Origin of the sequence: Paraburkholderia bannensis, from assembly GCF_014200455.1 — a bacterium.
Lineage (GTDB): Bacteria > Pseudomonadota > Gammaproteobacteria > Burkholderiales > Burkholderiaceae > Paraburkholderia > Paraburkholderia bannensis_A.
The window spans coordinates 312,165-324,433 of sequence record NZ_JACHBW010000007.1 but is presented as its reverse complement, the minus strand read 5'-3'; the positions used below and the strand labels follow the sequence as shown (position 1 = coordinate 324,433).

Genomic DNA, 12,269 nt, shown 5'->3' with positions numbered 1-12,269 from the left:
GCTAGCGCTCCTCGCGCGGCAGATAGGACAGGCGGCCGAGAATGGCGTCGGCAAGCGCGGCCGGCAGCAGCGTGAGAAGGCGCATGCCGAAGGCGAGCAGGCCGGGGAACGCGATTTCGGCGCGGCCTTTTTGCAGCTTGCTCTGGATGTGGTGCGCGGCTTTTTCAGCCGACCAGAGGAAGGGTTTTTCGCCGGGGAAGACGTCGCTCATGGCGGTTTTGACGAAGCCTGGGAGCACGATCGAGACGCGGATGTTCTCGCGGGCGAGGACCGGGCGCACGGAATCGCCCCAGGCTTTTAGCGCGGCTTTGCTGGCGCAATAAGCTGGGGAGATCGCCATGCCGCGTAGCGCTGCGATCGAGCTGATGAGCGCAATGTGGCCGTGGCCGCGCGCGCGCATGCGCTCGATGACAGGCAAGGCTGCGTTGAGCGCGCCAGTGAAGTTGGTGTCGACGATGTTGGCGGTGCGCTCGCGCCCTTCCCAGTCGTTGGCGTGCGCGAGCGTGCTCGCGACTCCGGCGTTGGCGATTAGCAGGTCGATGGGGTGGTTTTTGTCGAAATCGGTGAGCCAGTGCTCCATGGCAGCGGCGTCGCGGACGTCGAGTGCGGCCGTGATCACCACCGCGCCCTTCGCGCGGCAAGCCTCAGCGCATGATTCAAGACGATCGGCGTTGCGGCCGACAAGCCCTAGTGTCACGCCAGCAGTTGAATAGGAAACTGCAAGGGCACGCCCCAAGCCCGCACTAGCGCCCGTAACGACGACATGACTGATCGCGCCGCTAGCCATGCGCCGCCTCGAGACGGTGAACCGCCCCGGCCGTCGCCATTTCGATGCCCGATCGCGTATAGAAATCGCCGTTAATCTGCGTGTGATGTACGACGTAGTCGAGAAACGCCTGGTAAAGGTTCAAGTCCGGCATCGACGCACCAATCCAGAAGTCGTCGAGGTCGCCCTGCCAGGTCAACCCGGACATACTGTAAATTGCCGCGCCAAGTGCAATTACTGGACGGCCGTGATGAAGCGCCGACAGACCAACCGTGCTGTTCACGACCACCACACCCTGTGCGCGATCGAGAAGCGTAGGCAAATGGCCGGCCTCAATGAAACGCAGACGATCTTCGAAATCCAGCTCACGCGCGAGTCGCTGCGCATAACGGCGGTAGTCGATTATGCCCGTATCGAGGGGATGGTTCTTGATGACCAGCAGCGCGTCGCTGGGAGCGTAGCGCGCAAACGATTGCACGACCCTGTCTATCGCCGCACGCACACAGTCGAATGGTGAATGGACAATGATCTGTGCGTCGGAATTCAGTTGCAACGGGAAGAGGTAGTACCTCCGACCGGAATCGCAAAGCTCCCGCGTCACGCGCTCCGCTTCGCGATGATGTTGACGCTGACGTAGTGCACGCGCAGCCAGCCCCCCATACTCAAACAAACCGTTTCTCGGGCGGTGGCTATGGTAATACGGAAAGCGCAACGCATAGAGCGCGTTCGCTGCTCGGTAGCGAATATCGTGACTACCCCGATCAAACAGGTTGTAGCCTGTAGAACGGCCAGCGGGACTCGGCGGCGTGATGCTCCGCTGGTCAAGATACCAGTCCGGATTGCGCGGAAGTAACGAACGGCCGTTGACGCCATGCTGCTCAAGCGTCAGCCAGTGCGGACGAACATAGCCCTCCTCGAAAACATGCACCCGCAGACCAAACGCCTGCGAGACCGGATGCATGTGTCGATGAACCTCGCGACAATCGCCGAACATAATTACGTCCGTGAAATCGCCTGTTCGCGCAACATTCGTGTACCACTCGGGTAGATCCGCCAGTTTCCCGCGGTAGTTCCAAGACTGCCCGCCCCCCCCATAAAGCAGATCGCCCCCGCAGAAATTTACCCTGCGCAGACTGTGTCCGCGGTCCCGTAGAGCGTCGGCAAGCCGACTGAAAAATGGAGAAGCCGTGCCCTGCAAGGCAAGGAATGAGCGAGGCATGTATTTTTTTTAAACGACGCGTCGGGCCTTGCCGAAAGGCATCTGCTGTTTCCGCGATGCCTTCTGTGAATGAACCCCGTGGATGTCACCGGATGTTAGCGGATACTACCTAGTCTTACCGAGTTGCGAAGAATACATCATTGCAGCGAAAACTAAAATCAAGACAAAGAAAAACTTAGAAATATGTTGTAAGAGGCACGAGTATAATGGTGCCGCGCATGTCGGGTGGTTAGAATCGGCCGCCCGTATGCCGTCTCCACGCACATAAATGCAAGTGAAAGCTCACCGAACACATGCTAGGTGCTTGAAGCGCTGCGCGCGGGGCGTGTAAAAACAGGTAGGCCGCCGATCCGATGAAAGCGTTTTCGTGGTTTCGGCGGTGCAGTTTTACGGATATTTTCACTTCTTTGTCGTACGACGCTACCAACAGCGAAATATGCAAAGGGGCTAACGAGCCTGGGAAAAAGTTGGAAAACGTATCTGGCAGGACGGCGACGTTGGATTCGCCAACAAAAAAGCGAAAAGGCCTGATCGGGCGTGTCAAAGGAATCAACCGGCTCTTTGCGTTGACGGTGCTGGTCCCAACGACGATCGCGATAGTCTATTACGGGCTTATCGCCTCGGACATCTATGTATCGGAATCCCGCTTTGTCGTACGCAGCGCACAGCGCCAATCCCAATCGAGCGTGGTCGGCGCCTTGCTGCAAGGCACTGGCCTATCGCGCGCGCAGGACGATACCTACCCGGTCATCGATTACATCCGTTCTCGCGATGCATTACACAAGCTGAACGACAAGGACTATATCCTCCAGGCATACACTAGCCGCGGCGACTTCGGAAGCCGCTTTCACCAAAGCTTCGACGACAGCTTTGAGGCGCTTTGGAAGTACTACGACGGCCACATCGTGACGGTCGACTTCGACTCGTCTACGTCGATCACGACGCTCAAAGTCCGCGCATTTACGGCACACGATGCTGCACACATCGACGAGCTCCTGCTCCAGTATGGGGAACAGCTCATCAACCAGATGAACACACGTGCCGCACAGGACGCGATCACGTTTTCGCAGCAGCAGGTTGACCTCGCCGCAAAGAAGGCCAAAGATGCAGCGGCGGCACTCGCGTCGTACCGCAATTCGGAAACGATATTCGATCCGGACAAGCAATCAGCGTTGCAATTGCAGCAAATCGCGGGCCTTCAGAAAAACATGATGGACGCGAATACGCAATTGGCGCAACTCCTTTCGATCGCGCCAGCGAACCCTCAAGTTCCAACATTGAAAACTCAGATCGCGACGCTGCAAATGCAGATTGCGACCATGACGAACGCAGTTGCGGGTAGTCGCGGCTCGCTTTCCGACAAAGCTGCAAGCTACGTTCGAATGCAACTTGACGCGGAGTTTGCGAATAGAGAGCTTGCGTCCGCCATGACTTCGCTCGAAAACGCGCGGGCCGAAGCGCAGCGCCAGCAGCTCTATCTCGAGCGGGTCATCCAACCGAGCGAGCCCGATTCCGCCATTGAACCGAAACGCTTGCAGTCGATCGCGGCTACGTTCCTCCTCGGCATCGTGGCGTGGGGCATTCTGACGATCTTCATTGCGGGCGTCAAAGAGCACAAGGATTGAGACTCGCGATGAATACGGAATCGTCGTTCCTTCGATCGCTGAAGATTCAGCTCCGAGTGATGGGTGCGCTGATCATGCGCGAAATCATCACTCGCTATGGCCGCCACAACGTCGGCTTTTTGTGGCTGTTCCTCGAACCGATGCTTTTCACCCTCGGCATCACGACGCTTTGGACACTGCTCAAGGCAACGCACGGCAGCAACCTGCCAATAACAGCGTTCGCCGTAACAGGATATTCCTCACTAATCTTGTGGCGAAATTGCAGTAACCGCTCAGTCAAGTCCATTGAGGTCAACCTTGCCCTGCTCTACCATCGCAACGTGCGTGCGTTCGACGTCATCGCTACTCGCATCATCCTCGAAATCATTGGCGCGACAACATCGCTGATTGTTCTGACGATCACTTTCTCCGCAATTGGTTGGATGAGCTTTCCCGAGGACATTTTCACCATCCTGATTGGCTGGTTCCTGCTCGCATGGTTCGCATTTTCTTTGAGCCTAGTCGTTGGCGCTCTTTCGGAACGGTCTGAAACTATCGAACGTGTCTGGCACATCATCACCTATTTGATGTTTCCGCTGTCCGGTGCAGCGTTCATGGTCGACTGGCTACCGGAAAAATTTCAACGCTTGATCCTCTGGGTCCCAATGGTTCACGGGACAGAGATGATTCGCCATGGCTTCTTCGGCGCTGCTGTACATACTCACGAGCAGCCCTGGTATCTCATAATCTGTAACATGGTCCTGTTGCTCATTGGCATGGCTTTGGTCAGGGAAACCGGCCGGAGGGTGGAACCCGAATGATTGTTCTCGACAACATCGTCAAGACTTATCACACTCGCTCCGGCTCGCGCATGGTGCTTAAAGGCATCGACCTGACGATTAAAAAAGGCGAAAAGGTTGGCATTCTGGGCCGTAATGGAGCGGGTAAATCGACGCTAATTCGTCTCATTAGTGGCGCGGAATTGCCGACCAGCGGACGCATCCATCGTGGAATCAGCATCTCATGGCCACTCGCGTTCGGAGGCGCGTTCCAAGGAAGCTTGAGCGGTCTCGACAACGTGCGTTTTATTTGCCGCGTCTATGGCGCTCCGATCCAACCTGCGATCGAATTCGTTGAACATTTCTCCGAACTCGGCATCTATTTGAGAGAGCCTGTTAAAACCTACTCGTCCGGGATGCGTGCTCGACTCGCCTTCGCCATCTCGCTCGGTGTCGAATTTGATTGCTTTCTTATCGACGAGATCGTCGCCGTCGGCGACAGTCGCTTTCACGAAAAGTGTCACATCGAACTGTTCAAGAAGCGCCAGGATCGTGCAATGATCATCGTGTCACACAATCCGGACTATATCCGCGAGCATTGTGATCGGGCCACGGTGCTCATAGATGGTGTCTTGCACGATTTTGGCACAGTCGATGAGGCACTTCATCATTACCACATTATGGCTGGATGAAGTAGCAGTGTCGCGCATCTGGCCCAGACGCTCGATATGTCGTCCCGAGGTCTCTCGGTACGAAGTCGTGGTCGATCAATGCGATACGAAAGCGATCCGGTTCATCGGGGCATTGCGACGCCAATATGGCGAAAATATCAAGCATGCATGGTGACCCGTCACTACAAAACCACCACTTTAATGAGCAGCGCAAATGGATAACACTCGTCCTTCGCTGAGCACGATCATAGAGTTACATCGAGGCAACGCGCTCGACAAATGGAAGAGCTACATTACTGCTTATGAGCAGCTATTCGAATCGTATCGCGACGAATCGATCAGCCTTCTCGAAATCGGGGTCCAGAACGGAGGATCGCTTGAAATCTGGAGCAAGTATTTCGCGAGCGCGAAGTGCATCGTTGGATGCGACATCAATCCGAAATGCGCGGATCTCGTTTTTGACGACGAAGCGATACGTTTTGTCATCGGCGATGCGAATGCCAACGACGTGGAAAATCGCATCCTCAATGAATCGGAGCGGTTCGACATTATCATTGACGACGGGTCACATACGTCAGGTGATATCGTGCGCTCGTTTGCGAAATATTTTCCGCACCTCAATGACGGCGGAATCTTCGTGATCGAAGATCTTCACTGCAGTTATTGGCTCGATTTTGAAGGGGGATTGTTTAATCCGACTTCGTCGATGTCGTTCCTCCGGATGCTTTCCGACATCGTGAACTTCGAGCACTGGGGGACGGCACAGTCACGTCGCGCACTGGTACATACGTTTGAAAAAACGTATCACACAGTGTTCGACGAGGTTACACTCGCACACGTTCATTCGATCGAATTCCAAAACTCCCTCTGCATAATCAGAAAAGCTGCACCGACGGAAAATATCCTCTATTCCCGCGTAGTGCGCGGCACAAACGCAACTGTCTACGCCGAGGCCCCTTCGCTTCACGGTATGCGTAACTACGCGCCACCAGACCAAAGCGCCAGTCCATGGTCCGCTAGGGTTGATCTTGATGGTCTGCTCGGCGTTCGCACACAGGAAATTGAAGCGCTGAAGGCGGCACTAATCGATCAAAAAAGGCAGCACGACGAAGCTCTAGACAAGTGCCACCAAACGCTCGCTGAGCGCGACAAACTTTACGCTGATCGCGAGCAATACCACGAACGCCGCTACACGGAGGCGCTCGAAAGCTACCACCACTCACTCGCTGAACGGGACAAGCTTAGCGCCGCTCGCGGGTTCGACCACGAGAGCTGCCTTGCAAGCATACGACTTGAATACGAACGTCGTGGTAAGGAGCGCGATGCGCTACGGACTCAGCGCGAGCAGTCTTTGCTCGAACAACTGTCTCGCTCACACGAACGCATCAAGCAGCTGATCGAAAAGCAGATCAAGCGCGACCGTGAATACGTAATTGACATGTTGGGCAATTCCTTCGAAGACGACAATACTCAACGTTAAACCTTAATCGCCGTGTTTACCGATCGCATTGAAACCGTGCCTTAAGGTAGCCGGTCGCACCGATTCGTTGGTCGAATCCTGTCCGCGCGACCACTCGAAACGAATTTGCCGGACGCTAATACCTAATCTTTTGACAATATGCTGCGGGTTTGATCAATGATTGAAAGCCTCACCATCTCTTGGGGAATTTGATGAATACTCCCGACAACGATTTCGAAGTTAGCGATAGCGCTCAGTCGATTGGGCTGCAGGCTATTGCAGCATCGAATGAAGGCGATGCTTCGACACGAATGCACGAAAACGAGTGCAGCGTTCCTGCGGATCGCGACGACGGTGAGTGGCAGACTAACTTTGAACGAGAAGAAGCACTGCTGGAGCAGCTTGCGGCAGCACGCCAGCAACTCGATGACGACCTTACTTCACTGGCAGACAATGAGAGTGACTTTTCTCGGCAAATGATCGAGAGTGTCAAGGAGCTCGTCGCAGGCCAGCGACGACACGCGGCCGCACGTGAAGCGGCGGCCCTCGCAGAAATAGTGCGTGCGAGCCAAAGCCTTGAATCCCGCGCAGACGCCCTATCAGCTGCACAGCGCGCACTCGCAGTGGACCTGGACAAGTCCCGCGCGCTCGTAAAAGAACAGGACAGCGCGCACAGAGTCCTGATAGCAACAACTCGTGATGCACTTGAGGCGCGGTTGGCCTTGCTCGAGAATTGGACAAGTGAGCAAGCGGCACGTACAAGTGAGGTTCACGAGCAACTCGACGGTTATATGTTGCGCCTCGAAACTCGCGAGTGCGAGTTCGCGGAGCGTCTCGAATCATTAAATTGCGAGTGGCAGCGCCGGATCGACGACGATCGCGCCGTCAATCGTGAGCTTACCCGCGCTAACGCCAACTTGATTGAGCAGACGCAGCAACGCATCGAGCTCGCATTTGGCAAGCTCGTGGCCCGAGAAGCCGAACTCGCTGGGCTACTACACGAACTGAAGCGCGTATCCGAACACCATCGACAGGATCGCGAACAGTACTTTGCATTGCAGCTTGAAGGCAAGCAGCGGGCAATTGACGATCTGCAAATCAAACTGACTGTCAAGGAGCAGCATCATGAAGCTGCATACGCCCAGCTTGCTGGGCAAGTCTCTGCGGCTTGCTCGGCGCTGCCATGGCGATGGATGCGGCCAATGCGTGCACTCCAGGCACAACTCGCGCCACAGAGCGGGATAAAACGAAGTACGGCCAATGATGAGGACGCTGGAACAATTGCGTCATTGACGCAGCCACCACAGCGGATCATCCGCCACGCTATATCAGACTGCACGAAGGCCGCCGCAGCGGCCCGACCTACCGGGGAAACCATTCCGATGATTCAAACGCACAGTCCCGCATCCAGCCTGTCTGAGCTGATCGCACTTTATGACGAACGTTTCGTGACGGTCGCGTATCACACGCTACTGCGCCGCGCACCGGACGTCGAAGGCATGCGGTATTACCTCGCGCGCCTGCGTTCAGGCATCAGCAAAGCCGAACTGATTGCGCAGCTCCACCTCAGCCCTGAAGGTCGATCGGCTCGCGTCAAACTACCCGGTCTGGATCGTCTGATGCGGAGCTACAGGCGCGAGAAATTGCTGTCACCCCGGAACTGGTTCCGTCAAACGTCCGTGACACGCGCACAGGAAAGGGACAATTCGATTCGTGCGATCGAAAACAAACTGAATGTGCTGAGCGAAGCAATACAGTTTCAGTTTGCGGAAATGAATCGCAATCTCTCGCATCTGAACAACGTCGTGGCAACAGGCGCGCTCGGTGCTTCCCAGGCTGCCCTCGCCCTCGAGGCGCCCGCCGAATCCACGCCGTCAACAGTTCACGATCCGATCGCTCGCCGCTACGAGGCGATGCTCGCATTGATCACGCCTCGTTTCACGGCTCAGGCGACGGAACTGTCAAGTCTGTCGACGGAAATTCGAATCTCGATTCTGATGCCGGTATATAAGGTGCCCCTTAAATACCTTGCTAAAGCAATCGAGTCCGTGCGCTACCAGAGCTACTCCAACTGGGAGCTTTGCGTCGTAGACGACGGATCGAATGACCCGGCCCTCGCTCAGTTCTTGCGCGACGCCGCGGCACGCGACACACGCATTCGGGTTTCGATAGAGAAGACGAATCGAGGCATCGCTGGTGCCACGAACATCGCCCTCGCAATGGCATCCGGTCAATACATTGCCTTGCTTGACAACGACGACATGCTGACCAGCGACGCACTGCATTGCGTCGTCTCGGCGATCAAGGCGAACCCGGATGTTGAGATGCTTTACTCGGACGAGTGCAAAATCGACGAGTATGGGATGCCGACCGAGCTGTTTACTAAGCCAGACTGGAGCCCGAGCATGCTGTTTAACTGCATGTACACGGGCCATCTATCCGTCTACCTTAAGACGATCGCGGATCAAGTCGGCGGTTTCCGCTCTGCGTACGATTTTTCGCAAGATTACGACCTCGCACTGCGCGTTGCAGAAGTTGCCAAGTGCGTGCACCACATCGATCGCGTACTTTACGGCTGGCGAATGATTGCGGGCTCCTCCGCACAGGGTGACAAACCGCACGCACGCACGACCAATGTTGCCGCGTTGCGCGATGCGGCCAAACGCCGAAATCTGGTAGGCGAGGCATTTGGCGAGCGTGCCGCCAATCACTTCCGGGTGCTGGTTAGCGCGTTGAAGCAAAAAGTCTCGATCGTGATCCCATCGGACAACCTCGACAACATCAAGGAATCGATAGCGTCCATCGTTGACCAATCGCTCTATGGTAACTACGAGATCCTTGTCGTCACCAATTCGAAGTTGATCAGGAAGCTCGATACACCCGACTTGCCGAACTGTGTGCAGTTAGTGTCGTTCGACCGACCATTCAACTTCTCGTTGAAGTGTAACGAAGGGGCTGCGCGCGCCACCGGTGAGATCGTCATTTTCTTCAACGACGATGTACGCGTCGTGAGCCGGGATTGGATCGAAATGATTATCGAGGGTTTTGCGATCGATCCGAATGTCGGCGTGGTCGGGCCAAAACTTCTCTACGAGAACTACCTGATTCAGCACGCAGGAATGGTGTCTGGTGTGCGCGGCCTTGTCGGCACGGCGTTCCATTGCCTGCCGCACGAAACGGATCGGCATTTCAGCATGGCGCAGTGGATGCGCGAGGTCTCGCTTATCTGCGGCGCATGCCTCGCCATGCGAAAGGACGTATTTGACGAGCTCGGGGGTTATGACGCGGTCAATGCACCGATTTCTCATTCGGATGTAGATCTGTGTTTCCGCGTACGCGAATCAGGTCGGACTTGCCTCTATACCCCGCACGCGACGCTCATTCACATCGGCCATATGTCTATCAGCGAGACCGAGAAGGCTGAGAAAGCCGAAACTCGTCGCGGCACAAAGCCCAAAAAGGACAAATCCGATATCTTCCTGTTGCGACGCTGGGGGAAAGAGGTCTCCTACGACCCTTATTTCCCGCCCGCAATGCGCGACATTCTCTATCACGACTCGCCGGACGCGTGGCAGTTGTACGCCGATGTGCCCCAGAGCCCAGAGGGCGGCAAGGATATTCTGCTGGTCTCCCATGATCTGTCGGGCAGCGGCGCACCGCGCGTCGTCTTCGAGATGGCACGCGTGCTACGGGAGGCAGGACATTTCGTTGTGGTGGCCTCACCGACTGACGGTGTATTCCGCCAGCAACTGAACGACATCGGTGTGCCCGTTATCATCGACGAGCTTTTGCTGCTCCAGCATCCGTCAGTAGAGAGATTTGCGAAGAATTTCGACACGGTGATTGCCAATACGGTCGTCACGTGGCCGGCCGTCATGCAATTGAGCCACGTGGTCGACACATACTGGTACATCCACGAAATTTCCTTGCTTGAACACCTCCTGAACGTGCAGCCAGGCATCAAAGGGGCATTCGACGCTGCGACCGGCGTTTGGGTCGGCAGCGAGCATGCTGCAGTGCTGGTTAAGCAGTTTCGGCGCAACGCAGAAGTGCTCAAGTACGGCGTGCAACCCCATCGCGCCGACCCTGTCGTTCCGATGAAAGTTAGCTTCCCGCTAAATGTATCACTGATGGGTAGCTACGAGCCACGCAAAGGGCAGGACCTTGCTGTCGCAGCGTTCGGCTTGCTGCCTCCCGAATATCGCGCAAAGCTTCGGCTGAATCTTTATGGCCGGATACTTGATGACGCGTTTTTCCGTGCTGTCGAGGCTAGCGCGCAGAAACTGCCGGAGATCTCTATTTTCACGGAAATTCCGTATGAGCAGTACGTTGAAGAGTTGTCTGCTGCAGATGCGATCCTGATTGCCTCGCGCGACGACACGCTGCCGCTGGTCTCGATTGACGCGCTCGGTGTCGCAAAGGTCTTGATGTGTACGAATACGACTGGCACGTCGTCATATATTAAACATGGCGAATCCGGGTTCATTTCACGGTCCCCGAGTCCACTGGACATCGCCGATATGCTGCGTGAAGCTGTCGACCGGGCGAACGACTTGCCCAATATCGCCATGCAAGGCAAGCAAGTCTTCGACGAGCAGTTTTCGACCAAGGCGTTTACGAAGGCGTTTTTCAACGCTTGCGGTGTCCCTGCTGTGATGGTGACCAGGACCGAATATGCACTTGCATGAGCAAAACCTGTCGCGGCTGGCTGGCGCCCGCTGCGCCGTGCTGGGAGCGAATGGGTTCATCGGGACGAATCTCTGCATCGCGCTACACTATGCCGGAACCACCGTTGTCGGCGTGGGTCGCTCCCAGCGTGCTCGCGATGTGCTTGTGGACAAGGTCGAGTGGCGTCGCGCTGACCTGGCCACCGGGAGCGCATTCGAGCACGCTGTGCGGGACTGTGACTTCGTCGTTCACCTCGCAAACACGCTGCTGCCGACACCGTCAAATGCCGAGAAGGTCCGCGACGTCCAGGAGAATCTCATCGGTACTCTCACACTACTGGAGAGATGCCGTGAACTCGGCGTGGGCAAGGTCATTTACGCTTCGTCTGGCGGGACTGTGTACGGACCTCAGACAAATACTCCGATCAGCGAAGACGTGTTGCCGCGTCCGATTTGCTCCTACGGCGTCGTCAAACACGCGGTCGAAGGTTACCTTCATCTCTATCGGCAATTGCATCACCTCGACTACGTAGCGCTACGAATCGCAAATCCGTTCGGGCCGCACCAGATGCCGCACGATCAAGGTCTCGTCGCTGCGCTGTTCGGCAAAGCGCTGGCTGGTACGCCGATCAGCATTTGGGGCGATGGCAGCGTCGTGCGGGATTATGTCTATATACAGGACGTCGTTGACGCGATCATCGCTGCGATGGTGCTTAACGAACCCGATGCTCCGCGTATATACAACATCGGCAGCGGCGTCGGCAGGTCTGTCAACGACGTCATAGCGTCAATCCAGGCTATACACGGCGAGTTGCCCGAAGTTGGTTATCAACACGCCCGGGCCGCCGACGTTCCAGTGAACGTGCTCGACATCCGCCGCGCTCAGACGTATTTGGGCTGGAACCCTGCTACACCTTGGCACGACGCATTGCGGGCCACATATATATGGCTTCATGACGCTCTGGGCGCCTCCGCAAAGGCGCAATCCTATGCAATCGTCTAGGTGGGCCGCTGTTACACATTGGTTCGGACGCTGGCGCTGGAAAAAGTCGTCACTGCGACCCACCACGCCATCGACAGAGCCAGGTTCAGTATTCCGCCTCG

At 56.2% G+C, this 12,269-nt stretch carries 8 protein-coding genes; 6 read left to right on the top strand and 2 right to left on the bottom strand.

Annotated features, from left to right (window positions below; genetic code table 11):
- Position 1: 1 nt before the first annotated feature.
- A complete protein-coding gene (locus tag F4827_RS14310; RefSeq protein ID WP_183724591.1) occupies positions 2–787 on the bottom strand; it encodes an SDR family oxidoreductase in 786 nt (261 codons plus the stop codon).
- Positions 780–1,985: a capsule biosynthesis protein gene (locus F4827_RS14305; protein WP_183724590.1), complete on the bottom strand. Its 1,206-nt coding sequence runs from the start codon at positions 1,983–1,985 to the stop codon at positions 780–782. Before F4827_RS14305 ends, F4827_RS14310 begins: the two co-directional genes overlap by 8 nt.
- A gap of 467 nt (positions 1,986–2,452) precedes the next feature.
- Between F4827_RS14305 and F4827_RS14300 the strand changes: the two genes are divergently transcribed.
- The 6 genes from F4827_RS14300 to F4827_RS14275 all read left to right on the top strand — a co-directional run bounded on the left by F4827_RS14300 (position 2,453) and on the right by F4827_RS14275 (position 12,168).
- Positions 2,453–3,610, top strand: coding sequence for a hypothetical protein (locus tag F4827_RS14300; RefSeq protein WP_183724589.1), 1,158 nt, complete (start codon positions 2,453–2,455; stop codon positions 3,608–3,610).
- 8 nt (positions 3,611–3,618) lie between these two features.
- The gene (locus tag F4827_RS14295) at positions 3,619–4,410 is read left to right on the top strand and encodes an ABC transporter permease (RefSeq protein WP_183724588.1); all 792 of its coding nucleotides are present in this window, start codon (positions 3,619–3,621) and stop codon (positions 4,408–4,410) included.
- Positions 4,407–5,060, top strand: a complete 654-nt coding sequence (locus tag F4827_RS14290; protein ID WP_183724587.1) for an ABC transporter ATP-binding protein — start codon at positions 4,407–4,409, stop codon at positions 5,058–5,060. The genes F4827_RS14295 and F4827_RS14290 overlap by 4 nt, the downstream gene beginning before the upstream one ends.
- Positions 5,061–5,253: 193 nt before the next feature.
- The gene (locus tag F4827_RS14285) at positions 5,254–6,519 is read left to right on the top strand and encodes a class I SAM-dependent methyltransferase (RefSeq protein ID WP_183724586.1); all 1,266 of its coding nucleotides are present in this window, start codon (positions 5,254–5,256) and stop codon (positions 6,517–6,519) included.
- Positions 6,520–6,710: 191 nt separating this feature from the next.
- On the top strand, positions 6,711–11,186 hold the full coding sequence (locus F4827_RS14280; protein WP_183724585.1) for a glycosyltransferase: 4,476 nt from the start codon (positions 6,711–6,713) through the stop codon (positions 11,184–11,186).
- Positions 11,179–12,168, top strand: a complete 990-nt coding sequence (locus F4827_RS14275) for an NAD-dependent epimerase/dehydratase family protein (protein ID WP_221303681.1) — start codon at positions 11,179–11,181, stop codon at positions 12,166–12,168. Before F4827_RS14280 ends, F4827_RS14275 begins: the two co-directional genes overlap by 8 nt.
- Positions 12,169–12,269 lie beyond the last annotated feature (101 nt).